This is a genomic window from Variovorax sp. 10N420, assembly GCF_056394705.1.
In genome coordinates, this window is the sequence record NZ_JBFTIJ010000007.1 from 236768 (window position 1) to 262421 (window position 25654).

The 25654-nt window shown below is 65.3% G+C and carries 21 protein-coding genes; 14 read left to right on the forward strand and 7 right to left on the reverse strand.

Annotated features, from left to right (window positions below; all coding sequences use genetic code 11):
• The first annotated feature begins 10 nt into the window (after window positions 1-10).
• The 5 genes from AC1DEK_RS19885 to AC1DEK_RS19905 all read left to right on the forward strand — a co-directional run bounded on the left by AC1DEK_RS19885 (window position 11) and on the right by AC1DEK_RS19905 (window position 7001).
• Complete coding sequence (locus tag AC1DEK_RS19885; RefSeq protein WP_478126990.1) at window positions 11-3241, forward strand: efflux RND transporter permease subunit; 3231 nt, start codon at window positions 11-13, stop codon at window positions 3239-3241.
• 20 nt (window positions 3242-3261) lie between these two features.
• Complete coding sequence (locus AC1DEK_RS19890; RefSeq protein WP_478126991.1) at window positions 3262-3948, forward strand: protein-L-isoaspartate O-methyltransferase family protein; 687 nt, start codon at window positions 3262-3264, stop codon at window positions 3946-3948.
• 13 nt (window positions 3949-3961) lie between these two features.
• Entirely contained in the window at window positions 3962-4300 is a 339-nt protein-coding gene (locus AC1DEK_RS19895; protein WP_478126992.1) for a rhodanese-like domain-containing protein, read from the forward strand.
• Window positions 4301-4466: 166 nt separating this feature from the next.
• Complete coding sequence (locus tag AC1DEK_RS19900) at window positions 4467-5966, forward strand: TolC family outer membrane protein (protein WP_478126993.1); 1500 nt, start codon at window positions 4467-4469, stop codon at window positions 5964-5966.
• Window positions 5967-6116: 150 nt separating this feature from the next.
• Complete coding sequence (locus AC1DEK_RS19905) at window positions 6117-7001, forward strand: autotransporter outer membrane beta-barrel domain-containing protein (RefSeq protein ID WP_478126994.1); 885 nt, start codon at window positions 6117-6119, stop codon at window positions 6999-7001.
• Window positions 7002-7017: 16 nt separating this feature from the next.
• On the opposite strand, the gene AC1DEK_RS19910 is transcribed toward AC1DEK_RS19905, so the two are convergent.
• Together AC1DEK_RS19910 and AC1DEK_RS19915 are read right to left on the reverse strand one after the other, a co-directional pair.
• Complete coding sequence (locus tag AC1DEK_RS19910; protein ID WP_478126995.1) at window positions 7018-8376, reverse strand: 3-deoxy-D-manno-octulosonic acid transferase; 1359 nt, start codon at window positions 8374-8376, stop codon at window positions 7018-7020.
• 11 nt (window positions 8377-8387) lie between these two features.
• Window positions 8388-9770, reverse strand: a complete 1383-nt coding sequence (locus AC1DEK_RS19915) for a phosphomannomutase/phosphoglucomutase (protein WP_478126996.1) — start codon at window positions 9768-9770, stop codon at window positions 8388-8390.
• A gap of 109 nt (window positions 9771-9879) precedes the next feature.
• On the opposite strand from AC1DEK_RS19915, the gene AC1DEK_RS19920 reads away from it, so the two are divergent.
• From AC1DEK_RS19920 to AC1DEK_RS19930, 3 genes are read left to right on the forward strand one after another with little or no spacing between them, the layout of a single operon-like run.
• A complete protein-coding gene (locus tag AC1DEK_RS19920; protein ID WP_478126997.1) occupies window positions 9880-11418 on the forward strand; it encodes a DNA-3-methyladenine glycosylase 2 family protein in 1539 nt (512 codons plus the stop codon).
• A gap of 8 nt (window positions 11419-11426) precedes the next feature.
• Window positions 11427-11951 carry a methylated-DNA--[protein]-cysteine S-methyltransferase gene (locus AC1DEK_RS19925; protein WP_478126998.1) on the forward strand — a complete coding sequence of 175 codons (525 nt, stop codon included), beginning with the start codon at window positions 11427-11429 and terminating at the stop codon, window positions 11949-11951.
• The gene (locus AC1DEK_RS19930; protein WP_478127089.1) at window positions 11951-12925 is read left to right on the forward strand and encodes a DMT family transporter; all 975 of its coding nucleotides are present in this window, start codon (window positions 11951-11953) and stop codon (window positions 12923-12925) included. Before AC1DEK_RS19925 ends, AC1DEK_RS19930 begins: the two co-directional genes overlap by 1 nt.
• Here AC1DEK_RS19930 and AC1DEK_RS19935 read toward each other — a convergent pair.
• Window positions 12875-13636 carry a DUF1345 domain-containing protein gene (locus AC1DEK_RS19935; protein WP_478126999.1) on the reverse strand — a complete coding sequence of 254 codons (762 nt, stop codon included), beginning with the start codon at window positions 13634-13636 and terminating at the stop codon, window positions 12875-12877. The two genes, AC1DEK_RS19930 and AC1DEK_RS19935, sit on opposite strands and share 51 nt — an antisense overlap.
• Before the next feature lie 28 nt (window positions 13637-13664).
• Window positions 13665-14543, reverse strand: a complete 879-nt coding sequence (locus AC1DEK_RS19940) for a mechanosensitive ion channel family protein (protein ID WP_478127000.1) — start codon at window positions 14541-14543, stop codon at window positions 13665-13667.
• A 133-nt stretch (window positions 14544-14676) separates the two neighbouring features.
• Between AC1DEK_RS19940 and AC1DEK_RS19945 the strand changes: the two genes are divergently transcribed.
• Both AC1DEK_RS19945 and AC1DEK_RS19950 read left to right on the forward strand, forming a co-directional pair.
• A complete protein-coding gene (locus tag AC1DEK_RS19945) occupies window positions 14677-15393 on the forward strand; it encodes a c-type cytochrome (RefSeq protein ID WP_478127001.1) in 717 nt (238 codons plus the stop codon).
• A 6-nt stretch (window positions 15394-15399) separates the two neighbouring features.
• Window positions 15400-16668, forward strand: a complete 1269-nt coding sequence (locus AC1DEK_RS19950) for a cytochrome c (protein ID WP_478127002.1) — start codon at window positions 15400-15402, stop codon at window positions 16666-16668.
• Window positions 16669-16689: 21 nt separating this feature from the next.
• On the opposite strand, the gene AC1DEK_RS19955 is transcribed toward AC1DEK_RS19950, so the two are convergent.
• Window positions 16690-17664 (reverse strand): cupin domain-containing protein, encoded by a 975-nt coding sequence (locus AC1DEK_RS19955; protein WP_478127003.1) that lies wholly within the window; start codon window positions 17662-17664, stop codon window positions 16690-16692.
• A 192-nt stretch (window positions 17665-17856) separates the two neighbouring features.
• Here AC1DEK_RS19955 and AC1DEK_RS19960 point away from each other — a divergent pair, with 192 nt between their 5' ends.
• Together AC1DEK_RS19960 and cueR are read left to right on the forward strand one after the other, a co-directional pair.
• Window positions 17857-20106 carry a heavy metal translocating P-type ATPase gene (locus AC1DEK_RS19960; RefSeq protein ID WP_478127004.1) on the forward strand — a complete coding sequence of 750 codons (2250 nt, stop codon included), beginning with the start codon at window positions 17857-17859 and terminating at the stop codon, window positions 20104-20106.
• A 17-nt stretch (window positions 20107-20123) separates the two neighbouring features.
• Window positions 20124-20519 carry a Cu(I)-responsive transcriptional regulator gene (cueR, locus tag AC1DEK_RS19965; RefSeq protein WP_478127005.1) on the forward strand — a complete coding sequence of 132 codons (396 nt, stop codon included), beginning with the start codon at window positions 20124-20126 and terminating at the stop codon, window positions 20517-20519.
• On the opposite strand, the gene AC1DEK_RS19970 is transcribed toward cueR, so the two are convergent.
• Window positions 20516-21163: a HEAT repeat domain-containing protein gene (locus tag AC1DEK_RS19970; protein ID WP_478127006.1), complete on the reverse strand. Its 648-nt coding sequence runs from the start codon at window positions 21161-21163 to the stop codon at window positions 20516-20518. The two genes, cueR and AC1DEK_RS19970, sit on opposite strands and share 4 nt — an antisense overlap.
• Before the next feature lie 122 nt (window positions 21164-21285).
• Here AC1DEK_RS19970 and AC1DEK_RS19975 point away from each other — a divergent pair, with 122 nt between their 5' ends.
• A complete protein-coding gene (locus tag AC1DEK_RS19975) occupies window positions 21286-22791 on the forward strand; it encodes an ATPase domain-containing protein (RefSeq protein ID WP_478127007.1) in 1506 nt (501 codons plus the stop codon).
• 119 nt (window positions 22792-22910) lie between these two features.
• Window positions 22911-24320: a hybrid sensor histidine kinase/response regulator gene (locus tag AC1DEK_RS19980; RefSeq protein ID WP_478127008.1), complete on the forward strand. Its 1410-nt coding sequence runs from the start codon at window positions 22911-22913 to the stop codon at window positions 24318-24320.
• A 12-nt stretch (window positions 24321-24332) separates the two neighbouring features.
• Here AC1DEK_RS19980 and AC1DEK_RS19985 read toward each other — a convergent pair whose 3' ends face one another.
• On the reverse strand, window positions 24333-25634 hold the full coding sequence (locus tag AC1DEK_RS19985; RefSeq protein ID WP_478127009.1) for an acetyl-CoA hydrolase/transferase family protein: 1302 nt from the start codon (window positions 25632-25634) through the stop codon (window positions 24333-24335).
• Between the last annotated feature and the right edge of the window lie 20 nt (window positions 25635-25654).

Sequence of the window (25654 nt, forward strand, 5' to 3'; positions counted from 1 at the left end):
GCGGCGCACCATGTGGTTCACCCGTGTCAGCCTGAAGAATCCCGTCTTCGCGACGATGCTGATGCTCGCGCTGGTCGTGCTCGGCGCCTTCTCTTACCAGCGCCTGCAGGTCGATCAGTTTCCGAACATCGACTTTCCGGTGGTGGTCGTGATCACCGAATACCCCGGCGCATCACCTGAAATCGTCGAAAGCGAAGTCACCAAGAAGGTCGAGGAAGGCGTCAATTCGATCGCCGGCATCAACGCCCTCACCTCTCGCAGCTATGAAGGCCAGTCGGTCGTCATCATCGAATTCCAGTTGTACGTCGATGGACGCAAGGCGGCAGACGACGTGCGAGAAAAGGTCGCGTCGGTGCGCCCGCTGTTCCGCGACGAGGTCAAGGACCCCCGCGTGCTGCGCTTCGATCCGGCCTCGCGCGCGGTCTGGTCGGTGGCCGTGCTGCCCGACGGCAAGAAGGACACGCAACCCAGCGCCGTGGAGTTGACCAACTGGGCCGATCAGGTCCTGAAGAAGCGTCTCGAAAACGTGCGTGGCGTGGGCTCTGTGACGCTCGTCGGCGGCACCCGGCGCGAGATCAACATCTATCTCAACCCGCAAGCGATGGAAGCCTTTGGCGTCAGTGCGACGCAGGTGGTCGATGCGGTCCGCAACGAAAACCAGGCGTTGCCGGTCGGCTCCGTGCGTTCGCTCGAGCAGGATCGCGTGGTGCAGGTCGATGCGCGCATGGAGCGGCCCGAGGACTTCGGCAAGATCATCATCATGCGCAAGGGCGGTGCACCGATTCGCGTGGAGCAGGTCGCGACGGTGAGCGACGGCGCCCAGGAAATCGACAGCCTCGCCCTCTTCAATGGCCAACGCACGCTGCTGTTGTCGGTGCAAAAGGCGCAGGACGAAAACACGATTCAGGTGGTCGATGGCCTGACCAGGGCGATTGCCGAGATTCAGCCCCAACTGCCGCCGGGCGTCAGGCTCGAACCCATCGCGGATGCCTCGCGGCCGATCCGTGTCGCGGTCGAGAACGTTCGCCACACGCTGATCGAAGGCGCGGTGCTCACGGTGCTGATCGTGTTCCTGTTCCTGAACTCGTGGCGCTCGACGGTCATTACCGGCCTGACCTTGCCCATTGCGCTGATCGGCACCTTCTGGTTCATGGCGATGTTCGGCTTCACCATCAACATGGTCACGCTGATGGCGCTGTCGCTGTGCGTGGGGCTGCTGATCGATGACGCCATCGTGGTGCGCGAGAACATCGTGCGCCACGTGCAGATGGGCAAGACACCCTTCGCGGCTTCGCTCGACGGCACGCAGGAAATCGGCCTTGCGGTGCTTGCGACCACGCTTTCGATCGTCGCGGTGTTCCTGCCGATCGGCTTCATGGAAGGGATCATCGGCAAGTTCTTCCACGAGTTCGGGATCACCATCGTTGCCGCCGTGATGATCTCGATGTTCGTGAGCTTCACGCTCGATCCGATGATGTCGAGCATCTGGCACGACCCGGCGATCGATCGGCAAGGCAAGCGCGAGGCGCCGGTCACCTTCTACGACAAGACCATCGGCCGTGTGACCGGATGGTTCGATTCGGCGACCGAGCGGATGGCCGAGGGCTATCAGGGCATTCTGCGCTGGGCGCTCGTGCACAAGCTCACGACGCTGCTCGCGGCACTCGGCATCTTCATCGGCAGCATCTTCATGGTGCCGCTCCTGGGCACCGAATTTGTTCCCAAGGCCGACTTTTCAGAGACGGCGATCAACTTCTACACGCCGGTCGGCTCATCGCTCGAAGTGACCGAAGCCAAGGCGCGGCAAGTGGAAGCCGTGCTGCGCGAAATGCCCGAGGTGCGCTACACGCTCACCACCATCAACACCGGCGATGCCCAAGGCAAGATGTACGCGAGCATCTACGTGCGGCTGGTGGACCGCAAGGCGCGCAGCCGCAGCGTCGACCAGATGTCGACGGTGCTGCGGGAGCGGCTGCGCTCGGTGCCAGGCATCACGGTTACGCACGTCGGGCTGCGCGATTCCGTCGGCGGCAACAAGCCCATCGAGTTCTCGCTGCAAGGCACGGATTTCAAGGAACTCGAACGGCTCACGCAACGCGTGATGGATGCGATCCGTCCCATTCCGGGGCTGGTCGATCTGGATTCCAGCCAAAAGCCGAACAAGCCGACGGTGAGCGTGGTGGTGCGGCGCGATGCCGCATCGGACCTCGGCCTAGGCGTCGCGCCGATCGCTGCTTCGTTGCGCACGCTGGTGGCGGGCACCACGGTCGGCAATTGGCGCGCCCCGGACGATCAGACCTATGACGTGAACGTGCGGCTCGCTCCAAACGTGCGCAATTCGCCGGCCGACCTCGCGCGGTTGCCGTTCGTCAGCACGGCCGTGGGCGCCAACGCCGACGGGTCGAGCCGCATCGTGCGGTTGCAGCAGGTGGCCGAAGTGCGTGAGTCGACCGGGCCGAACCAGATCAACCGCCGTGCGCTGGCGCGCGAAGTCGCCATCAACGCCAACGTCGATGGCCGCTCGGCGGGCGAGGTGTCGGCGGACATCCGCAAGGTACTCGCGGAAATCGCCTTCCCGCCCGGCTATGGTTGGCAGTTCAGCGGATCGACCAAGAACATGCAGGAATCGTTCGGCTATGCCGTCTCGGCGCTGGCCCTGGCGATCATCTTCATCTACATGATCCTCGCGAGCCAATTCAAGAGCTTCCTCCAGCCGCTGGCGCTCATGACAGCGCTGCCGTTGACGTTGATCGGCGTGGTGCTGGCACTGCTCATCTTCGGCTCGACGCTGTCGATGTTCTCCATCATCGGCATCGTGATGCTGATGGGCCTCGTGACGAAGAACGCCATCCTGCTGGTGGACTTCGCGATCCGCTCGCGCGAGCCGGGCATCGATCAAAACGGCACCGCGGTGCCTGGGTTGCCCCGGTCGGAAGCGCTGCTGCTGGCCGCTCGCGTGCGCCTGCGTCCGATCCTCATGACCACGCTGGCGATGATCTTCGGCATGGTGCCGCTGGCCTTTGCGGTCAGCGAAGGCTCCGAGCAGCGTGCGCCGATGGGACAAGCGGTGATCGGCGGCGTCATCACCTCGTCGCTGCTGACGCTGGTCGTCGTGCCGGTCGTCTATTGCTACATGGACGATCTGGCGAACTGGGCTCGCCGACGCTGGGGCCGTACTCCGAAGGCCGCTCCCGCCGGGGCAACCCTGGAGCCCGCGCCTAAAATTGAAGGTTTGTCCTGAGCCCGACGTAGGAAAAGCACATGAATCCCACCCCTTCTCTGGAGCGCCTGCGCTTCAACATGATCGAACAGCAGATCCGCCCCTGGGATGTGCTCGATCTCGAGATCCTCGCCCTCCTCTCGAAGATGCGTCGTGAGGACTACGTTCCCCAGGCGCACCGTGGCCTGGCCTTCTTCGACATGGAAATCCCGCTCGAAGACGTCAGCACTCCCAGGGAACCCGGCCAGTGCATGCTTTCGCCCAAGGTCGAGGCGCGCATGTTGCAAGACCTCCACGTCCAGAAGCACGAATCCGTGCTCGAAATCGGCACGGGTTCCGGCTTCATGGCCGCACTGCTCGCTCAACGCGCCGCGCAGGTGCTGACGCTCGAAATCGACCCCAAGCTCGCCGCCACCGCCGCAGAGACGCTGCGCCGCAATGGCGCGATGAACGTCGAGGTGCGCCATGCGGACGGCTCCAAGCCGCTGCCGAGCGGCCCGACCTTCGACGTGATCGTGCTGAGCGGCTCTGTCGCGCGCATTCCGCAGGGCCTGCTGAGTTCCCTCAAGCCGGGCGGCCGGCTTGGAGCGATCGTCGGTGACGAGCCGATGATGCGCGCCAACTTCGTCACCCGCGTGAGTGAAGGCAAGTGGGACACCACGCAGCCGTGGGACATCGTTGCGCCCCGCCTGCTCAACTTTCCTGTGCCTTCGCGATTCAACTTCTGATCCCCGCCCTTTCATGATCGATCAAATCCGACCCGCCGATCTCGCCGATTGGTTCGCACGAAACCCGAACGCGACGCCGGTGGTTCTCGACGTGCGCGAGCCGTGGGAACTGCAGACGGCCAGCGTGGACCCGAAAGGTTTCACATTGGCGACGATCCCGATGAACGAGATTCCGGCGCGGGTCGGCGAGCTCAATCCAGGGCAGCGCATCGCCTGCCTGTGCCATCACGGCGCACGCAGCCAGCGCGTCGCGGCATTCCTCGTGCAGAACGGCTTCGACGAAGTGGCCAACATCGTTGGCGGCATCGACGCGTGGTCGGCTCAACGCGATCCTGGCGTACCACGGTACTGATGGCTCGCCCCCAGGCTTCGCGCACTTCGTGTCGCTTCGCCCACCCCCTGCCGGGGGCAACACCGGCGGCCTGGCAAAGCCAGTTCCGCGGTGTTCCTGGGTTTGGCTGCGAGGGCGTTCGCTCGATGCTCGGCAAATTTGCTTTTGATTCTTTCAAGGACGTTTCATGCCCGTTCCCAGGCTTCTTCCTCTTTCGGCAGCGCTCGCGACGTTGTTCGCAGCGGCGATCGCGCTGCCGGCTCATGGCCAGAGCCTGATTGAACTTTATGACTCGGCGCGCAGCTATGACGCTACGTACCAAGGGGCGCGTGCTCAGTTCGATGCGAGCTTGGCGCGGGCTGCGCAGGCCAAGGCTGGGATCTTGCCGACGGTCGGGCTTTCGGCCAATGCCTCGTCCACGCACCAGGAGCTGTCGACCGACAACTTGTCGGCCACTCGCGGCTTTCCAAATCAGTCTGCCGGCATCAACGCGACGCAGCCGCTGTACCGCCCCGCCAACTGGGCGCTCTACGAGCAAAGCAAGCGCCAGGTCGACATTGCACAGGCGACCCTCACGATCGCTGAGCAGGATCTGGTCGTGCGGGTGAGCCAAGCCTATTTCGACGTGCTTTCCGCGCAGGACAGCCTGGCGCTGGTCCGCGCGCAGAAAGTCGCGGTGGCCGAACAGTTCGCTTCGGCCAAGCGCAACTTTGAGGTCGGCACTTCCACCATCACTGATTCGCGGGAGGCACAGGCGCGCTACGACCTCGTTCTCGCACAGGAGATCACGGCCGAGAACGATCTGCAGGTCAGGAAGATCGCGCTTGACCAACTGGTCGGCCGCACAGGAACCAACCCGACGCCATTGGCCGCGCCGGTGGTTCTGCCACCGGTGCTGCCGGCCGACATGAACGCCTGGGTGACACAGGCGGAGGCTGTGCATCCCGCCATTCAGCAGGCGCAACTCGGACTTGACGTGGCCAAGCTCGAAGTCGAGCGGGCCGAAGCCGGTCACAAGCCGACACTGGACGCGCAGCTTGGCTACAACGCCACGAACAATCCGCAAGGCACCAGCACAAGCACCAGCACTGGCCGCGTGAACGTGCGGGCGGCGAGCGTGGGAGTGGTGTTCAACCTGCCGCTCTTCGCGGGCTTCGCGACCGAAAACCGCATCAAGGAAACGCTTGCGCTCGAAGAGCAGCAGCGCCAGTTTCTCGAATCGACCCGACGCAACGTCTCGCAAAGCACGCGCTCGGCGTACCTGGGGCTCATCTCGGGCGCGGGACAGGTCAAGGCGCTCGAAGCCGCGGAGGCTTCCAGCCAGAGTGCGCTTGACGCCAACCGGCTCGGCTATGAGGTCGGCGTGCGGATCAACATCGACGTGCTGAATTCGCAAAGCCAGCTCTTCCAGACCAAGCGCGACCTCGCGGTGGCACGCTACAACGTGCTGGTGGGCAATCTCAAGCTGCGGCAGGCAAACGGCACGCTGACGGCGGACGACCTGCTTGCGGTGAACAACACACTCGCGACCAATGGCCGCGCGAGCGTCGACAGCGCCGCCTCACCGGACCAGCCTTCGGCGGCAACGCAGAGCCCGGTACCTGTCGAGCCGACGCCGAGCCTGACCCCACCGCCGAGGATGGCCGTGCCGCCACCGCCGCCGGTCATCGCGCCGCAAAGGCGCTAGTTGCCGGACCGAATAATCGCAAATCGTCGTTTGCAGGCAACTCCCCAAACGCTCACAATCGACGCACAATAGGTTACGGGTGTTCCGGTTCTTCCCGCGTTCTCCCGCGGTTTCCGGGTCATCGGATGGGTCCAGAAGGAGGGTTCGGCCGTGCGTGATGCGTCTCCTCTGTCAGCGGGCAGGTCGCCCGGGCAACGCGTACCGCGGTTAGCGGTCGCTGCCGCACTGTGCGCCGGCAGCGTTGGTGCTTATGCGCAGCAGTGTCCTACGTCCGGCTTCGGCGCGGCCGCCCTTTGTTCCGCCGGCCGCCCGAGCAATTTCAACAGCGATGCCGCGGCCGATGTCACGCAATGGTCGCTCTTCAGCGGAACCGACCGATTGCACCTGGGCACCACCGTCACCAGCGACCCGACACGCCTCGGAGACTCTCCCGGCGGCAGCATGGGTATCTACGGCACCTGGTACCAGGACGATCGGACTCGGCAAGGCTGGTACGCCGACCTGCGCGGGCAGTTCGGCGCATCCGACAACCGCGTGGCGCCCCTCTCCTTGGCCGGGACGGATGGCCGTTCCCGCGTGGGCCTTGCGTCTGCCGAACTCGGCTATGCCATCCCGCTCGGCGAGGCAGGCGGCTGGACACTGCAGCCTCAAGGGCAGCTGATCTATCTGCGCAACAACAACTACAACCTGCTCGACACCGACTTTTCCAGCATCGAGGCCAGCAAGCGCGCTGGCTGGGCATCGCGAATCGGTATTCGCGTGCAGCCGAACTGGGTGCAGAACTCGGGCTGGCGCTTTCGCCCCTATGCCGCCATGAACTGGTGGCACGACGATCTCAGCGATGAAATGCTGATCACCCAGCCGCCGACGCGCGACCTCTATCCGAGCAACCGCTACGAGTTGAAGGCCGGCGTCAACGTCGACTTCAAGCAGGGTTTGGGCGCCTGGGGAGACCTCGGGTGGCAATGGAACAACCAGTCGACCCAGCCCTATCAGGCCTGGACCGTGCGCGCCGGCATGAAGTACGCCTGGTAGATCTCCAGCGCCGCAGTCACTCCAGGTGAGGCTCGGCCCGCTCTTCGGGCTCGGTGGGCGACGCCCGCTCGGCGATCTCAAGCAATGCAGCGGCGGTACGTTCTGCCGCGCCGCGATTTGATGAAGCAAAGGCGAACGCCGCCTGGGCCATCGCTTCGCGCCGTTCGGGTTTTTCGACCAGCTTGAGCGCAGCCCTCACCGCCTGCTCCATGTCGGCCACGCGTGCCGAAGCACCGGCGGCCAGAGAGAGTTCCGCCGCTTCGGCGAAGTTGAAGGTCGATGGGCCCATGATGACGGGGCATCCGCAGGCTGCGGCTTCAATGAGGTTCTGCCCACCGAGCGGCTCGAAGCTGCCGCCCAACAGGGCGACGTCAGCCAAGCCGTAGTAAAGCGCCATCTCGCCCAGCGAATCGCCGAGCCAGATTTCGGCTTCGGTTGGCGCACCGGCGGCGCTGCGTCGCGCTACGGCGAATCCGTTCGATTCGATGAGAGAGGCCACTTCGTCGAAGCGCTGTGGATGGCGCGGCACGATCATCCACTGCACATCGTGTACGCGCTTGGCAATCGACTGCACCGCATCTTGCGCGGGAGGGACCGGCGCCAGGGCACCGAAGCGCTTGAGCACGTCCAGCAACTGCTGCTCCTCGCCGTCGCGCGAACTTGCGAAGATGATCACCGGCCGCGGAAGCTGGGTGCGCAGCTTGGCCGCCGCCGCGAGTTGCCGGGCGTCAGGCGTGGCGTCGAACTTGAGATTGCCAAACACGCCAGCGACTTTCGCGCCCAGCGACACCAGCCGGTGCGAATCGGCCTCGGTCTGCGCCCACACTGCTGCGAGAGATGAATACGCGGGCCGTGCAAGCCAGCCCAGGCGTTCGGCCCCGGCAAGCGACTTCTCGTTCAGGCGCGCGTTGGCGAGCACCAGCGGAATCCCGCGCTCGGCGCAGGCTGCGGTCATCTCGGGCCACACTTCGGTTTCCATCAGCACGCCGATGCGCGGACGGAAGCGATCGAGAAAACGCGCCACCGGCTCCGGGGCGTCCCACGGTTGCCACACCTGCAGATCGCCCGGTTCGAGCAATTTGGCCCCTTCCTCCCGACCGGTCGCGGTGCCGTTGGTCAGCAGGATCGGAATACCGGGCAACTGGCGGCGGAGTTCTTCGATGAGGATGGCCGCAGCGCGCGCCTCGCCGAGGGACACGGCATGGATCCAGCACCAGCCCGTCCCCTTGGCCGCTTCGTCGTAGTGGCCGAAGCGCTCTTCGACGGCCAGCGCGTAGCCCGGCTCGGCAGCCGCGCGCCGCCGAAGCTTGCGGCGCACCAGCGGCTTGGCCAGCGTTGTGACGGCGCCGTAGAAGCGCAACAGCAAGGAACGCACGCTTCTCGGCTTCAGTGGGCGGCTTCGGCGAGCGACGCGTCCGGCTTGACGCTCTTGAGCAGCGTGAGCATTTCTTCCTCGATGCGCTTCAGCGCTGAATCGGTCTGGCCTTCGAAGCGCAACACGAGCACCGGCGTCGTGTTGGAGGCACGAATGAGTCCGAAGCCATCAGGCCAATCGACGCGCAAGCCATCGATGGTCGACACCTTGGCAGGCGCTGCGAACTTTGCCTTTGCGACGAGTTGATCGACCACGGAATGCGGCTCGCCTTCGGCGCATTTCACATTGAGCTCGGGCGTCGAGAAGCTCGTCGGCAAGGCGTTGAGCACATCGCTAGCGTCCGGGCTCTTGCTCAGGATTTCCAGCAAGCGGCACCCGGCATACGTGCCGTCATCGAAACCGAACCAGCGTTCCTTGAAGAAGATGTGGCCGCTCATTTCGCCGCCCAGCGGCGAGTCGATCTCCTTCATCCTGGCCTTGATGAGCGAATGGCCTGTCTTGAAGATCATCGGCTTGCCGCCCGCGGCCTCGATGGCAGGCCCAAGGCGCTGCGAGCACTTGACGTCATACACGATGGTCCCGCCCGGCACGCGCGACAGCACGTCCTGCGCAAACAGCGCCATCTGCCGATCGGGAAAGATGTTGTTGCCATCCTTGGTGACGATGCCCAGGCGGTCGCCGTCGCCGTCGAAGGCCAGCCCCAGTTCGGCATCGCCGGCCTTCAGCGCGGCGATGAGATCCTTGAGGTTCTCGGGCTTGCTGGGATCGGGATGGTGATTGGGGAAGTTGCCGTCGACTTCGCTGAAGAGTTCGGTCACTTCGCAGCCGATGGCCCGCAGGATCGCCGGAGCGGTCGCGCCCGCGATGCCATTGCCCGAATCCACCACGATCTTGAGCGGCCGCGCAAGCTTGATGTCGCTGGTGATGCGCTGGGTGTACGCATCGGTCACGTCGACCTTGCGCACGCTTCCGCCGGGGGCCAGCTTTGCGCTGTCGGCTTCCATGACCTTGCGAAGGCCCTGGATCTCGTCGCCGTAGATCGCGCGACCCGCCAGCACCATCTTGAAACCGTTGTAGTCCTTCGGGTTGTGGCTTCCCGTGACCTGGATGCCGCTGGTGCACAGCATATGGGCTGCAAAGTAGAGCATGGGGGTCGTGACGGCGCCGACGTCGATCACCTCCACGCCGGTGGCGACCAGGCCCTTGATCAGCGCCTCAGACAGCGAAGGGCCCGAGAGGCGCCCGTCGCGTCCGACCGCCACCGCCTTCTCGCCGGCCGCGCGCGCAGCGCTGCCGAAGGCCTTGCCGAGCGCCTCGGCGACTTGCGCGTCGAGCGTGGAGGGAACCACGCCGCGGATGTCGTAGGCCTTGAAGATCGAAGCGCTGATCTGCATTAAGCAACCCCTGGAGTTCAGAAAATGAAGACGATTGTAGGCATGGCCTTTTGGAGCCAGATGTCCGGAAATGGCTACTCTTGGCTGAGCGCAAACGTATCATGCTTGCATGCCATCCACCCCCGCCCCCACAGCCGGACTCGAGAGCGACGCGTGCTATCTGGCCATGAAGGCGCACGATGCACGCTTTGACGGGTCCTTCTTCACGGGCGTGACGTCCACCGGCGTCTATTGCCGGCCGGTCTGCCGCGTGAAGGTGCCCCGGCGCGAGAACTGCTGCTTCTTTCGGCATGCCGCGCAGGCCGAGGCCGCCGGGTTCCGGCCCTGCCTGCGCTGCCGGCCGGAACTCGCGCCCCGCGCCGCGAGCTGGTCGACCGAGGACGCATCGCGCATCCTCGCGCTGCAGGCGGCGCGCTTGATCGACGAGCCCGACGCCTGGGCCGAGGACGGCCCCGGTGCGGCACGCATTGCCGCGCGCCTGGGCGTCAGCGATCGCCATCTGCGGCGCATCTTCGAAGCGCAGTTCGGCGTATCGCCGCTGCAGTATTTGCAGACACGGCGCTTGCTGGCCGCAAAGCAGTTGATCGCCGACACGCAGTTGCCCATGACGCAGGTTGCCCTTGCCAGCGGATTCGCGAGTGTGCGGCGATTCAACGCGGCTTTTCTGACCCACTACGGCCTGAACCCCAGCGCACTGCGCCGCGCCGGCGCCTCGGCTGGTGGAAAGGAGCGGGAAGGTGTCGATGTCAAGCTGGGGTTTCGACCGCCTTACGACAGCGTCGCGATGCTGGATTTCTTCGCGCGCCGCGCGCTGGGCGGCGTCGAGCTGCTGTCGGACATCAACGGCACCAGGCAGTTCGCGCGCACGCTACGCATCTCCAACAACGGCCGCACTTCGCAAGGATGCTTGCAGCTTCGCTTCGACCCGCAGCGCGAACAGGTGCTGCTGCGCGTCAGCGACTCGCTGGCGTCGGTGCTGCCCATCGTGATCAGCCGCGTGCGCGCCATGCTCGATCTCGATGCCGAACCCATCGCCATCAACAGCGCACTGCACGCCAGCTTTCCGCACGGCGATGGCCTGCGCGTGCCGGGCACGGTCGATGGCTTCGAGATTGCCGTGCGGGCGGTGCTCGGCCAGCAGGTCACGGTCGCGGCTGCACGCACGCTGGGCTCGCGGCTGGTGCAAGCCTTCGGCGAACCGATCGTCACGCCCATCGAAGGGCTGGACCGACTCTTTCCGACGCCCGCGGCCATCGCCGGCGCAAGCGGTGACGCGCTCGGCCAACTCGGCATCGTGCGGCAGCGCCAGGCGGCACTGCTCGCAGTCGCGCGCGAATTGATGGAGGGCCGACTCGCGCTGCATGCCGGCGCCGATGTGCCCGCGACCATCGCCGCGTTGCAGGCTTTGCCCGGCATTGGCGACTGGACCGCGCAATACATCGCAATGCGCGCCCTGCGCTGGCCCGATGCCTTTCCCGCGGGGGATGTCGCGCTGCAAAAGGCGCTCGGCGTCACCACGGCACGCGCTGCGGCGGAAGCCTCTGTAGCATGGCGGCCCTGGCGTGGCTATGCCGTGCTGCGCGCGTGGCACAGCCCCCCGTCCGCTCCGCCCGTCGACGCCGCGGCGGTCGTCCCCGCCACCGTCTGATGATCCCCATGAAATTCAAGACTTCAACGATCTACACCGCCCATCTCGACAGCAAGCTCGGGCGCATCATCCTGGCTGCGACGGACAAGGGCCTCGCCGGCGTCTGGTTCGAGCGCCAGCGCCACTCGCCTGACATGACCGGATGGCAGGCCGCGTCGGAGCATCCGGTCCTTCGCCAGGCGGCCGCACAACTCGAAGAGTATTTCGATGGCCGGCGCCAGCATTTCGATCTGCCGCTCGATCTGTCGCACGGCACGCCCTTTCAGCAGTCGGTCTGGCAGGCGCTGCTCGCAATTCCAGCAGGAGGAACCACCAGCTACGGCGCGATCAGTGCCGGTGTCGGCAAGCCCGCTGCCGTGCGTGCCGTGGGCGCGGCGGTCGGTCGCAACCCGATCAGCGTCATCGTGCCCTGCCACCGGGTTCTCGGCTCGGACGGTTCGCTCACCGGGTACGCAGGCGGCCTCGATCGCAAGACCGCGCTGCTCGAACTGGAAGGCGTGCTGGGCGCCGCGCTGACTGAGGTGTGTCCATGATGAGCGAAGCCGAATGCACAGTGGCCGCTCCAGCCATCGCGAATCCTGCGGCGTCGATCGTGAAACCCAAGCCAGCCAACCTTCGATGGCTCGTCGACCTGTTGCTGCTGGGCATGCTCTGGGGCGCATCGTTTCTTTTCATGCGTATTGGCGCGGCCGAATTCGGGGCGCTGCCGACTGCGGCAGTGCGCGTGGCGATCGCGACCATCTTCCTGCTGCCCTTGCTGTGGATGCGGGGGCAATGGTCGGCGTTCAGGCAGTACTGGAAGCCGGCGCTCGGCGTCGGCGTACTCAATTCAGGCATGCCGTTCGCATTCTTCGCATTTGCGCTGCTGACCCTCAACAGCGGCCTGGCGGCGGTGATCAACGCCACCGTGCCGATGTTCGGGGCGCTCGTCGCATGGGCATGGTTCGGCGATCGGCCCGACCGCTCGCGCATCCTTGGGCTGGTGATCGGCTTTGCCGGAGTCGCGATGTTGGCCGGGCGTGGCGCGGGATTTCATTCAGGCGCGGACGAAGGCGCCGCGCGCTGGGCGATTGCAGCGTGTCTTGCGGCCTGCGTCTGCTATGCGGTTTCGGCGAGCATGACCCGCAAATACCTGGTCGGCGTGCCTGCATTGGCAACCGCGACCGGCAGCCAGATCGGCGCCACGCTGGCGCTCGTGGTGCCGGCCGTCTGGCTCTGGCCCGCCCAGATGCCGAGCATGCATGCGTGGCTCGCGCTCGTTGCCGTCGGCACTGCTTGTACCGGCCTCGCCTACATCCTGTTCTTCAGGCTGATCGAGAACGCGGGACCGGCGCGCGCGCTGACGGTGACCTTCCTCGTGCCGGTGTTCGCCCTCTTCTATGGCGCCGTCTTCCTGGGCGAAGAGATCACGCGATGGATGCTGATCTGCGCGGTGGTGATCGTCTGTGGTGTCGCGCTATCGACAGGGCTGGTCAGACTGGGTCGCACCGGGCGCCAGGGTGCCTGAAGGCGCTGACGGCGGCGAAGGCGGCGACTGCATCGACGCAGCCACCACGTTGATGGACAGGGCCAGCACCAGCATGTTGAAGGTGAAGGCAAGGACCCCGTGCACGAGCGTGATGCGCCGCATCTCTCGCGATGTGACCTGCACGTCGGACACCTGCGATGTCATGCCGACCACGAAGGAATAGTAGAGGAAGTCGAAGTAGTCCGGCTCGGACTTGCCCGGGAACTTCAGGCCGGGATGCTCGGCATTGGGGCCCTTGGCGCTCTCTTTCTGCTCGCGCTGGTAGTAGCGATGCGCGTAGTGAAAGGCATAGATGGTATGAATCACCAGCCATGAACACGCGAGGCCCGCCAGCCCCAGGGCGATGTGGCCGACGCGGTGTCCGCCGCACAGCTGCGGCACCTGCTGCAGCAACATCGCGATCACTCCGACCGCGACACCGACCGCCACCAGCATGATCAGCAGGATCCACGCTTGCGGCTGATCGAGTTGCTGGGAGCGCATGCGCGTTCCCTCGGCTGTCGAGGTCTCCGCCATCCACCACGCGGGCAGCAGATACGCGACCGCCGCGACGCACCAACCCACCAGCCCGCGGGTCGCATAGTCGAGCGGCCAATGAAGAAGGGGAAGCGCCAGGCTCACAACCAAGCCGAGGAAGGCGCCGGACAGCAGACGCTGCCAGCCGGTCATCCTGGTGAAGTGCTTTCGCATGCCGGCAACTGTAGCGCCAGCGCTCGCGTCAGGTTGCAGGCGCTGAATTGGAGACGGAGGGGCCGTACAGCGCCATGCGCGGAAGGTGCAGTTCGATGCCTGAATGATCGAAAGCGATCTTGAGGCGACGCAGGTATTCGCGGCGAACGCTCCATTGCTGCAAGGGCATCACCTTGAAGCGGCAGCGCAGCACGACCGCGCCGTTCTCGAAACGCTCGACGCCTGCCATTTCCAGGTTCGCCAGGATTCTTGCCGCAAAGGCAGGATCGGTCTGCAGCATGGTGGCGACGTCCTCCATCAGGGACATGACGTGGTCGATGTTCTCGCGGGAAGAGACGCCGACTTCGACCACGGCCTGCGCGAAAGAGCGCGACATGTTGGTCACTGTCGTCACGAGGCTGTTGGGCACGAAGTGAACGTTGCCTTCGTAGTCGCGCAGCCGGACATGGCGCAGCGTGATGTCTTCGACGATGCCGCTGAGATCGGCGATGGTCACGAAGTCGCCCGTGCGGATCTGGTCCTCGAACAGGATGAAAAAGCCCGTGAAATAGTCCTTGACGAGGCTCTGCGCGCCGAAGCCGACGGCAAGCCCGACGACACCGGCAGCGCCAAGGATCGGCGCCAGCGATATGCCGAGTTCGGCCAGCACCAGCATGACCGCCACCACGCTCACTGTCAGTGCAATCAGGTAGCGGACCACGCGCCCGAGGGTCTCGGCGCGCTGAGGGCCATCGGCCGCGTCGAGCCGGGCCTCCACCCGAAGGCGAACGGCGCCGACGACCCGTTGCAGCACGAGGATCGCCATCCAGGCCGCAGCCACGATCAGCAAGATGCGCAGCCCCGACAAAACGGTTGCGCTCCACTGCTCCCAATCGATACGGCCGAGCGCTTGCAGGTATTGATTCATGCGATCGATTCTCCGGAGGTGCCGCCTTTTCTGCGGCACCGGAACGATCTGAAAATCACTGCGAACTGTCCGACTTCGTGTGCCGCAATCGCGTTACGCTCCGGCCTGCTCGATGTCAGCCAATGAATTCCGAATGAACATTCCCCGTCTTCTTGCCGCCCTGCTCACCGCTTGCGCCATGCCGGGACCGGCGCTTGCCGCACCGCCTGCGCCGGGGCACGTTCCCGACACCATCGAACAGCGCGTCGCCGCGTGCATTGCATGTCATGGCCGCGAGGGTTCGAGCACCGAGGCGGGCTATTACCCTCGCCTTTCCGGCAAGCCGGCGGGCTATCTCTTCAACCAGCTGCAGAGCTTTCGGGACGGTCGTCGCTTCAATTCGGACATGGTCCACATGGTGCGGCATCTGTCGGATGCCTATTTGCGCGAGATCGCCGAGTATTTTTCGTCCATCGACCTGCCCTACCCGCCCGTTCCCACCACCACCGACGCCACGCCCGAGATGCTGGCGCGCGGCAAGGCGCTGGTGTTCCAGGGCGATCCCGCGCGCGACATCCCGGCTTGCGTTCGCTGCCACGGCGAAGCACTGACCGGTGTGCTGCCCGGCATTCCCGCGCTTGTGGGCCTGCCGCGCCTCTATCTTTCATCTCAGCTGGGCGCCTGGATCACCAACGAGCGCCACGCGCTCGCGCCCGATTGCATGGCCGAAGTGGGCCGCAAGCTCACGTCGGCCGACATCAACGCGGCGGCGAGTTGGCTCGCGATGCAGCCGGTGCCTGCCAACCCGAAGCCGCAGGCCAACGCGCCGAGCCCCGTCCCGATGGCGTGCAGTGCGCTGAACAACAACTGAGCCGCCATGCGACGCTTTGTTTATCTGCTGACCTTCGTGATCACGCTCGCTGTTCTTGCGGGACTCGCCATCATCGGACTCAATCTGCGCGGCGAGGACAAGCTGCCGGACACACCTGCCGCCTTCGATCCCTCGCCGGCCCAGGTCGAACGCGGGCGCTATCTGGCGCTGGCGGGCAACTGCGCCGGATGCCACACCGCGCTCGGCGGCGCGCCGTACGCTGGCGGCGTCGGCATCGAGACGCCCTTCGGCACCGTCTTCGCGAGCAATCTGACGCCCGACCCGAAGGCGGGCATCGGCAACTGGAGCGCCGACCACTTCTGGCGGGCCCTGCACAACGGCCGCTCGAAGGACGGGCGTCTGCTCTATCCGGCGTTTCCATATCCGAACTTCACGCGCGTGACGCGCGAGGATTCGGACGCGATCTTTGCCTACCTGCGCAGTGTTCCGCCTTCGCCCATGCGCAACCTTCCCCACCAATTGCGCTTTCCCTACGACACACAACCGGCGCTTGCGGTCTGGCGGGCGCTTTCGTTCACCCCCGGCACCTTCGCGCCGAACACCGCCAAATCAGCCGAGTGGAACCGGGGCGCCTATCTGGTCGAAGGCCTCGGCCATTGCATTGCATGCCACGGCAGCCGCAATGTGCTCGGCGCCACTCAGGAGAAACTGGGTCTCTCAGGCGGGCTCATTGCGATGGAAAACTGGTATGCGCCTTCGCTCACCTCCAACCGCGAAGCAGGGGTTGCGGACTGGGATCCGCAGGATGTGGCCGAGCTGCTCAAGAACGGGCGGTCCGCGCGCGGCTCCGTCATGGGGCCAATGGCGGACGTCGTGTTCGGCAGCACCCAGCACCTCGAAGAGGCAGACCTGCACGCAATGGGCGTGTACCTCAAGGCACTGCCGAGCACCGCGTCCGCCGCGGCGCGGACCGCTCCGATCCGGCGCGATGCGCGCACCATGGAACGGGGCGCCAAAATCTTCGACCAGCGCTGTGCCTACTGCCATGGCGACTCGGGCCAGGGTGCCGAGGGCGCGTATCCGCCGCTCGCGGGCAACCGCGCGGTACTGATGGATTCGGCAGTGAACCTGATCCAGATCGTGCGGCACGGCGGCTTCCTCCCTTCGACCGGAGGCAATCCGCGCCCTTACGGCATGCCACCCTTCAGCCCGGTCCTGGACGACAGCGATGTGGCAGCCGTGCTGACCTACATTCGCGGCTCCTGGGGCAACGACGCACCGCCGGTTTCACCGCGCGACATGATGCGCCAGTGAGGGCGGGCGTTCGGTCCAAGTTCAATAGGAGCCGGGCGGCGGCTTGAAGCTCATCGCGTTCTTCGTCTTCATTGCATAAGACACGCGCGCCAGTGTCGACTGGGCGACGCCGATGACCTTGCCCAGCGGCGATTTGAGCGCATCCGCCACCGGCGACTCCCCCGGCTGCGCCGGCGACAGCCCGCACCTGCGCATCAGCCGGTTGAACTGGTGAATGCGCGCTGTCTTGCGCGTATGCGCGGTGTAGAAGTTCACGCCGATCGAGATCGCCACGCGGTCGCCGGGCGCCGTCCACTCCGCGTCCGAGCGCGTCATGTGAGGCGAAGTGCTCGGGAAGTAGATGCCATCCCCCGCCCGCGCCTCGAATTCATGGCTGCGCGCGCGGAACTCATCCTTGAGCCGGACCTTGCGCGCCGAGTGGGCCACGATGTAGTCCTCCACCGCCTCGGCCGGCACGACCACTCGATCGGTATGGTCCCAGACGTTCATCACTTTCCGTCCGTGCAGCATCAGCCAGAAATTATTCTCGCGGTCGATGTGGAACGGCGTCACCGAAGGCGGCGCCGAGATGAAGATGAAGCCGGTGACCATGAAGATCCCGCGCTGCTCTCGCATGATGGTTTCGCGCACGTTGTCCAGCACGTTTTCGAGCAGCGCCCGATATCGCGGAATGGCTTCGACGTCGTAGAGCGCGATCCATGAACCCGGCTCCTCGATGCGCCGGAAAACCTCCTCGATGCTGCGCCCGTCCGGATGATTGCTGTCATGCGCAAAGCCCGAAGCCTGCGTGATGCCGGGTCTCACGAAGCGGCATTGCTTGAGCGGGACGAGTTCTTTCGCGAGCGCCTCGAGTTCCGTCAACTGGAATAGCGGGTGCCGGTCATAGGTGTGATGCAGCCGCCCGACCTTGTGGGTCGTGAAGCCCGCGGGGTCATCCACCCACATCCGGCAATCGGCGGTCAGGCCCGTGATTTTGTCGATTTCGCTCGCTCCCATGAGACTTCCTTGAGGTGATCCCGGAAGAATACGTGGACGTAACAAAAAATACTAAATAACTTTCGATGTAGTACTAAAGGCCAATATGCGACGGAGCGGCTGGGCCCACTTGACCCCACTTGACCCTCCCATCATGGAAAGGTTGAAACTCACGGCACTTCGCATTGAGCACGAAACAGACAGGAAAACCGAATGAACAACAGCTTGGCGCTTTCGCCCGGCGCATCGAACGGGCTTCGCGAGTGGTCGCTTCCCATTGAAGGCATGACTTGCGCGTCCTGCGTCGCGCGGGTCGAACGATCGCTGGCCGGCGTACCCGGCGTCACCGAAGCCAGCGTCAATCTGGCGACGGAGGCGGCGAACGTACGCACTGATGGCTCGGTCGAACTCGCCACATTGCGGGCCGCTGTCGAAAAGGCGGGCTACAGCGTCGGCGAGGAAGAGGCCCCGCCCCCCCATGGCGGCGAGACGCCCGTTGCAGGCGCGCCGCCGGCGAAGCACCGCGGGCGCAACGATGCTTGGCCCGTTGTCGTCGCAGCCATCCTTTCCGCACCCCTCGTGTTGCCGATGTTCGGCATTCTCTTCGGCGAAGAATGGATGCTCGACGGCTGGCTGCAATTCGCCCTGGCAACGCCCGTCCAGTTCTGGCTGGGGGCGCGCTTCTATCGATCGGGATGGAAGGCGCTGAAGGCGCGCGCCGGCAACATGGACCTGCTGGTTGCGCTCGGCACGTCCGCGGCCTATGGACTCAGCGTTTATCTCCTGCTTTTCACCCCGGCCGACGAGGGGATGTCGCATCTCTATTTCGAGGCGTCGGCCGTCGTCATCACCCTGGTGCTGCTCGGCAAATGGCTGGAAACACGCGCCAAGCGACAGACCACCGAGGCCATCCGCGCGCTCAACGCGCTACGCCCGGAGCGAGCCCGCGTGCGAAAAGAAGACGGCGAGCACGACCTGCCCCTGGAGCAGGTCCGGATCAACGACCTCGTGGTCGTCCGGCCCGGCGAAAGGGTGCCGGTGGATGCATGGGTCGTCGAAGGCAACAGCGAAGTCGACGAGTCGCTGATCACCGGCGAAAGCCTGCCGGTCACCAAGCAGGCGGCCGACGCCGTCACGGGCGGCTCAGTCAATGGCGAGGGGCTGCTGCTCATCCGGACGACCGCGATCGGCGCGGAGTCGACGCTCGCGCGCATCGTTCGGCTGGTCGAATCCGCGCAGGCGAAGAAGGCGCCGATCCAGCGGCTGGTGGACCAGGTCAGCAGCGTCTTCGTGCCCGTCGTCATCGGCATCGCCCTGCTCACCTTCATCGGCTGGGGCATCGCAGCAGGCGACTGGGAGACAGCCATATTGAACGCCGTCGCGGTGCTCGTCATTGCCTGCCCCTGCGCGCTGGGTCTTGCGACGCCGACTGCCATCATGGCCGGGACCGGCGTTGCCGCGCGGCATGGCGTGTTGATCAAGGACGCTGAAGCCCTCGAAGTCGCGCACAAGGTCAAGGTCGTCGCGTTCGACAAGACCGGCACGTTGACCGAAGGGCGCCCGGTGCTCATTGCCTGCGAATCCGTCGACGGAAACACGCATTCGTTGCTGCGCGCGAGCGCCGCCATTCAGGCCGGCAGCGAACATCCCCTGGCGCGTGCGACGCTCGCCGCAGCGAAAGACGCCGGCATCGAAATCCCGCGCGCCAACGCCGTGCGAGCGATTGCGGGGCGCGGCATGTCGGCTGTGGTCGAGGGCCATGAGATGCGACTCGGAAGCAGCCGCTTCATGCAGGAGTTGTCGGTGCCGCTCGGCACGCTCGAAGGACTCGCTTCGCAGCTGCAGTCAGAAGGCCGCACCGTCTCATGGCTCGCGGACTTGACCGATGGCCGCACGCTGATCGGCATGCTTGCTTTCGGCGACACGCCCAAGGCATCTGCCGCCGAAGCCATTCGGCAGTTGCATGCGCAAGGCATTCGCACTGCACTGGTCTCCGGCGATAACCGCGGCAGTGCCGAAGCCGTGGCGCGCGCGCTCGACATCGACACCGTTCGCGCGGAAGTTCTGCCGGAAGACAAGGCGGACATCATTGCCCAACTGAGGTCCAACGGCGACTGCGTGGCGATGGTCGGCGACGGCATCAACGACGCGCCCGCGCTGGCTGCCGCCGATGTGGGCATCGCGATGTCCACGGGCACCGACGTTGCCATGCACGCGGCGGGCATCACGCTCATGCGCGGCGATCCGGCGCTGGTGGGCGATGCGATCGACATCTCACGCCGCACCTACGCCAAGATCCGGCAAAACCTGTTCTGGGCCTTTGCCTACAACGTGGTTGGCATTCCGTTGGCGGCGTTCGGACTGCTGAGCCCGGTGATCGCGGGCGCCGCGATGGCTTTCAGCAGCGTGAGCGTGGTGAGCAATGCGCTGCTGCTGCGGCGCTGGAAAGGCAATGCGCGATGAGAGCTGCAGGAACATCCATGGGCCCCTTCAACATCGGCGAGGCCGCGGCACGCTCGGGCGTTTCCGCGAAGATGGTGCGGCACTACGAGTCGCTCGGACTCGTGCCGAATGTGTCGCGCACCGATGCCGGCTATCGGCAATACACAGAGAGCAACGTGCATACGCTGCGCTTCATCCGGCGTGCGCGCGATCTGGGTTTCAGCATGGCCGAAATCGGCGAGCTCCTGAAGCTCTGGCAGAACAAGGGCCGCGCAAGCGCCGACGTCAAGCGCATCGCGCTTTCACACGCCGAAGACCTGCATCGCCGCATCGAGGAAATGACGGCCATGAAGCGCACGCTGGAGCGCCTGGCCGAATGCTGTCATGGCGATGAGCGACCTGATTGCCCGATCCTTGACGAGCTGGCGGACTAGGTCTGCGACTGGCAGTGCGTGCCAATCCACTGCCGCCACTGCGCAGCAGCAGCTGCGCGCACTGCCTGATCCGGCTCCATCGGATCGTAGGCGCCCAGCGATTCCCAAAGCGGTTCCCACTCACCGGCCTCGGGCATGGCCGATACCAGGGTCCGCAGCACGACGCATGCACGCTGGCGCGTGAGCGGGTTGGGCGCACCGAGCAGCGGCACGACGGCAGGCAATGCATCACGGCCGCGTGCAATCAGCACATAGGTGGCAACGGTATGGGGTGGATGAAGTTCATCCGGATAGTCGTCGATGGTGCGCACGAGCGCATCCAACGCGCGAGGGTCGCCGATGGACGCCAGCGCCTGCGCTGCGCGCGCACGGACCCGCGGCTCGGCGTCGTCCAGCGTGCTGGCCAGCGCTTCGGCGGCTGAGGGATCCGCGACTTCAGCGAGTCCCTCCGCCGCCATTTCGCGCGCTTCGGGCTGGGTGCTTGAAAGTGCGCGCAACAGCGTCGCCGTCGACGCACGGCCGGCCACGACCAAGGCGGCAAGTGCGCTGGCGCGATCGAGGGGGTCTGCGGCGTCGAGGCCGCCCATGTCCTGACTCATGGCGCCGTAGCGTGACAGCACACAAGCCGGGCCGATGTAGGCCACCGCCGCATGCCGCGATGCTCTCCTACGGCGGCCTCGTACCTCGCCTCACATCGAGCTCTCGCGACCGCATACAAAATCACGCGTCGCGTTGCTGCGCTAACCTCCCGCAATCCGGAGATTGAATGAAGGCACTAATCCCGGCCGCCACCAAAGCGGCCACCTTGACCCCTCTGTTGCAGTTTGGAGTACCGGGCCTGGACGACGTCCTCGGTGGCGGCCTCACGGCCCACAGGCTCTACCTGTTGGAGGGAGCGCCGGGCGCAGGCAAGACCACGGTGGCCATTCAGTTCCTTCTTGAAGGCGCATTGCAGGGTGAGTCGGTGCTCTACGTCACCCTCTCCGAAACGACGGGCGAACTCAAGAGCGTGGCTGATTCACATGGATGGGATCTGGGTGCCATCCAGATCCGCGAAATGCTGCCCGCTCACGACGCTCTGGAGCCCGACGAGCAATACACGATGTTCCATCCGTCCGAGGTGGAGCTCAGCGAAACGACGCTGAAGATCCTGGCGGACGTCGACGTGATCAAGCCGACGCGGGTCGTTTTCGATTCGCTGTCGGAGCTGCGCCTGCTGGCCGGCGGCTCGCTGCGCTATCGGCGGCAGATTCTGGCGCTGAAGCAGTTCTTCTCAGGCCGGCAATGCACCGTGCTTCTGCTGGACGACATGACCGCCATGGAGCATGACCTGCAAGTCCAGAGCATTGCGCATGCAGTTATTCGCCTGGAGCAAGTCGTGCCCGACTACGGATTGGCGCGGCGTCGCCTCACCGTCACCAAGTACCGCGGCATGGCGTTTCGCGGTGGTTATCACGACTACAAGATCGTGCGCGGCGGCCTGCAGGTGTTCCCGCGGCTCGTTGCGGCGGAACACGCGACCCCGATCGAGCAGACGCGCATCCCCAGCGGACTGTCTGCCCTGGACGACCTTCTCGGCGGCGGCATCGAGAGGGGAACCAGCACGCTCTTCGTCGGCGCTCCCGGCACCGGCAAATCGACCGTTGCCGTGCAGTTTGCGATTGCCGCAGCGATGCGCGGCGAGTGCGCAGCGCTCTTCTGCTTCGACGAGAGCATCAACACCTTGCGCACGCGTTGCGCCGGGATGAACATGGACCTGGGACCGCATCTCGATTCAGGCGCCATTCGCGTGCGCCAGGTCGACCCTGCAGAGCTTTCGCCCGGCGAATTCGTGCACGAAATTCGCGAGGTCGTGGCGAACCATGGCGCAACGATCGTCATCATCGACAGCCTGAATGGCTATCTCAATGCCATGCCCGACGAGCGCTTTCTCATCGTCCAGCTTCACGAGCTGCTGACCTATCTGGGCCAGGCTGGCGTCGCGACGATGCTGATCGGCGCGCAGCACGGCCTGATCGGCATGCAGATGCAGACGCCTGTCGATGCGAGCTACCTTGCCGACTCGGTGGTGCTGCTGCGCTACTTCGAGGACGAAGGCGAAGTGCGGCAGGCGATCTCGGTACTCAAGAAGCGCGGCGGTGCGCACGAGCGCAGTATCCGCTCCTTCTCACTGGGCAGCAACGGCATTTGTGTCGGGCCACCGCTGCGCAACTTCCGCGGCATTCTGTCGGGCATTCCCATCCCGCTTGATGGGGTTCGGGCCCAAACGTGAGCCATTGCGAGACGGAACTGGATTTCCGCATCCTGTTGCGGACGGCGACCTCCAGGGATGCATTGATGGCGAGCGCCGTGTTGAAGCGCGCCGGTTTCACAGCTTTCACCTGCGAGACCATGCAGCGACTGACACACGAGTTCGCCGCCGGCGCCGGCGCCCTGCTGCTGGCCGAGGAAGTGATCGCAGGCACCGCGATGGCGGAACTGGCTTCCACGCTGGCGCAGCAGGCACCCTGGTCGGACGTGCCCGTGATCGTCCTTGCGCGTCAAGGGATGGACACGCGCGCCATCGTGCATGTCATGGATGAGATCCCCAACGTCACGGTCATCGAGCGGCCCATGCGGGTGGCCTCACTGGTCAGCGCCGTGCGCACGGCCATGCGCTCGCGGCGGCGGCAGTATGAACTGCGCACGCTGCTCGACGGGCTCCGTGATGCGGACCAGCGCAAGACCGAGTTCCTCGCGACGCTGGCGCACGAGTTGCGCAATCCGCTGGCACCGCTCAGTACGGCGCTGGCGCTGCTGGCGCGCAAGAAGTTCTCCGCCGAAGAGGCCGACAAGTACCACCAACTGATGCGGCGGCAGGTCGACCACATGGTGCGCCTGGTGAACGACCTGATGGAGGTATCGCGCATCACCCGCGGCAAGATCCAGTTGCGCCGGAGCCCGGTGCGACTGCAAGCCGTGATCGAAGATGCGGTGGAGCTGAGCCGGCCGTTGATCGAGAACGCCCGGCATTCGCTGTCGCTCGACATCGAGTCCGGGCCGCTGGTCGTGCAGGGCGATGCAGTCCGCTTGACGCAAGTGTTCTCGAATCTCTTGAACAATGCGGCCAAGTACACGCCCGCAGGCGGCCAGCTGCAACTGAAGGCCTTTGCGGAAGGCCGCCGCGCCGTGGTGCAGGTCACCGATTCAGGAACCGGTCTCGCGCCCCACATGCTGGCTTCGATCTTCGACATGTTCGTGCAGGTGAGCGGAACCGCGAGGCAGGCCCAAGGCGGCCTTGGCATCGGCCTGACGCTCGTCAAGAGCCTGGTTGAACTGCATGGCGGCAGCGTCGAAGCGGCGAGCGAAGGGCTCGATCGCGGCGCCACCTTCACGGTCCGCCTTCCGCTGGCCAGGCAGACCGCCGTGACCGATGCTCGCGCGGAGCAGCGCAGCCGCGCGATGGCCAAGCTCGAGGGAACCATCCTGGTCGTTGACGACAACCGCGATGCCGCCGACAGCCTCTCGGAGTTGCTGGGGTCGATGGGTGCCGAATCGCTCGTCGCCTATAGCGGCGAAGAGGCCCTGCGGCTCGCTCGGCTGAACCCCGTGGAAACCGCCATCCTCGACATCGGCATGCCTGGCATGGATGGATGCGACCTGGCGCGGCTCCTGCGGGCGGAACCCGATGGCGCGGCGATCAAGCTCATTGCGCTCACCGGCTGGGGACAGCACGGCCACCGCGAACGCATCGAAGAAGCGGGCTTCGACCACCACTTGCTCAAGCCGGTCAACATCGACCACTTGCTGTCGTTGCTTTGACTCCGGCGTGGCTCAGGCCAGCCGCATCTTCTGCGCCGCCTCGCGAAGCTCGTCCCGAAAGTCCGGATGCGCAATCGCGATCAGCGCTTCGGCGCGTTGCTTGGCGCTCTTGCCGCGCAACTGCGCGACGCCGTATTCAGTCACCACGTAGTTGACGTCATTCTTGCTCGTCGTGACGTGAGTGCCCGGGCTCAACGTCGGCACGATGCGCGAAATGCTGTTGCCCTTGGCCGTCGACGGCAACACGATGAACGCCTTGCCGCCGTTCGATCGATTGGCGGCCCGCACGAAATCGCTCTGGCCGCCCGTTCCGGACACCGGCGAGAAGCCGAGGCTCTCGGAACCGCACTGCCCGATCAGGTCCACCTGCATCGTCGCGTTGATGGCGATGAGGTGGTCGTTCTGACCCGCAAGAAATGGATCGTTGGTGACGTCGACCGGGTGCAGCTCCAGCATCGCATTGCGATGCATGAACTGATAGAGCCGCTTGGAGCCCAGCGCGAAAGTCGCGAACATGCGCCCCGGATGAATGTTCTTCAGCCGATTGGTGACCGCGCCGGCTTCGACCAGCGTGAGGATGCCGTCGCCCACCATCTCGGTGTGGATGCCGAGGTCGCGCTTGTGCGTGAGCTGCATCACCACCGCGTCCGGAATGCCGCCATAGCCGATCTGCAGGGTCGCACCGTCCGGAATCATTTCGGCGACCTGCCTGCCGATGGCCTCCTGGACTGGGCCGATCGTCGGCAGGCCGACGACCGGAAGCTCGTCGTCTGATTCGACGAGCGCACTCACCTGCGACAGATGGACGCGGCAGGCGCCATATGAATACGGCACGTTGGGATTGACTTCGAGCACGATCGCTCGCGCCTCGCCGACGGCCGCCATCGTGTAGTCGGCCGCGAGGCCGAGCGAGAAGTAGCCCTCCTCGTCCATCGGCGAAGCCATGCTGAACACCACGTCGGCCGGCGTGAGGCCACGCTTGATCAGCACCGGCAGCTCCGAGAAATTGGCCGGCACGTAATCGCTCCATCCGTCCTGCCCACCCGCACGCGATGCGGGCCCGAAAAAATACGCGACATGCCGCACATGCTGAACCGTCTCCGGGTCGAAGTAGCCGAACTTCCCGAGCGGCAGGATCTGGGAAATGCGCACGTCGCGGAATTCCCGACGCTGCTCGGACAAAGCCGTCAGCAGGTGCGGCGGCTCTCCCGGTCCCGTCGGCACGATGATGGTGTCGCCGTCATGGACCAGTCGCGCCGCATCGGCAGCGGACATCCGCTTGCTCTGGTACTTCGATTCGAAAGCGAGGGTCATGACTTACTCCAGTGTGGGCG

Bases quoted from the DNA above. Each gene is read 5' to 3' on its own strand.
- AC1DEK_RS19940 (WP_478127000.1), bottom strand. From the start codon at position 14,543: ATGAATCAATACCTGCAAGCGCTCGGCCGTATCGATTGGGAGCAGTGG.
- AC1DEK_RS19895 (WP_478126992.1), top strand. From the start codon at position 3,962: ATGATCGATCAAATCCGACCCGCCGATCTCGCCGATTGGTTCGCACGA.
- AC1DEK_RS19985 (WP_478127009.1), bottom strand. From the start codon at position 25,634: ATGACCCTCGCTTTCGAATCGAAGTACCAGAGCAAGCGGATGTCCGCT.
- AC1DEK_RS19930 (WP_478127089.1), top strand. From the start codon at position 11,951: ATGAGCGAAGCCGAATGCACAGTGGCCGCTCCAGCCATCGCGAATCCT.
- AC1DEK_RS19915 (WP_478126996.1), bottom strand. From the start codon at position 9,770: ATGCAGATCAGCGCTTCGATCTTCAAGGCCTACGACATCCGCGGCGTG.
- AC1DEK_RS19925 (WP_478126998.1), top strand. From the start codon at position 11,427: ATGAAATTCAAGACTTCAACGATCTACACCGCCCATCTCGACAGCAAG.
- AC1DEK_RS19955 (WP_478127003.1), bottom strand. From the start codon at position 17,664: ATGGGAGCGAGCGAAATCGACAAAATCACGGGCCTGACCGCCGATTGC.
- AC1DEK_RS19945 (WP_478127001.1), top strand. From the start codon at position 14,677: ATGAACATTCCCCGTCTTCTTGCCGCCCTGCTCACCGCTTGCGCCATG.
- AC1DEK_RS19890 (WP_478126991.1), top strand. From the start codon at position 3,262: ATGAATCCCACCCCTTCTCTGGAGCGCCTGCGCTTCAACATGATCGAA.
- AC1DEK_RS19885 (WP_478126990.1), top strand. From the start codon at position 11: ATGTGGTTCACCCGTGTCAGCCTGAAGAATCCCGTCTTCGCGACGATG.
- AC1DEK_RS19975 (WP_478127007.1), top strand. From the start codon at position 21,286: ATGAAGGCACTAATCCCGGCCGCCACCAAAGCGGCCACCTTGACCCCT.
- AC1DEK_RS19960 (WP_478127004.1), top strand. From the start codon at position 17,857: ATGAACAACAGCTTGGCGCTTTCGCCCGGCGCATCGAACGGGCTTCGC.
- AC1DEK_RS19900 (WP_478126993.1), top strand. From the start codon at position 4,467: ATGCCCGTTCCCAGGCTTCTTCCTCTTTCGGCAGCGCTCGCGACGTTG.
- AC1DEK_RS19950 (WP_478127002.1), top strand. From the start codon at position 15,400: ATGCGACGCTTTGTTTATCTGCTGACCTTCGTGATCACGCTCGCTGTT.
- AC1DEK_RS19935 (WP_478126999.1), bottom strand. From the start codon at position 13,636: ATGCGAAAGCACTTCACCAGGATGACCGGCTGGCAGCGTCTGCTGTCC.
- cueR (WP_478127005.1), top strand. From the start codon at position 20,124: ATGGGCCCCTTCAACATCGGCGAGGCCGCGGCACGCTCGGGCGTTTCC.
- AC1DEK_RS19980 (WP_478127008.1), top strand. From the start codon at position 22,911: ATGCAGCGACTGACACACGAGTTCGCCGCCGGCGCCGGCGCCCTGCTG.
- AC1DEK_RS19920 (WP_478126997.1), top strand. From the start codon at position 9,880: ATGCCATCCACCCCCGCCCCCACAGCCGGACTCGAGAGCGACGCGTGC.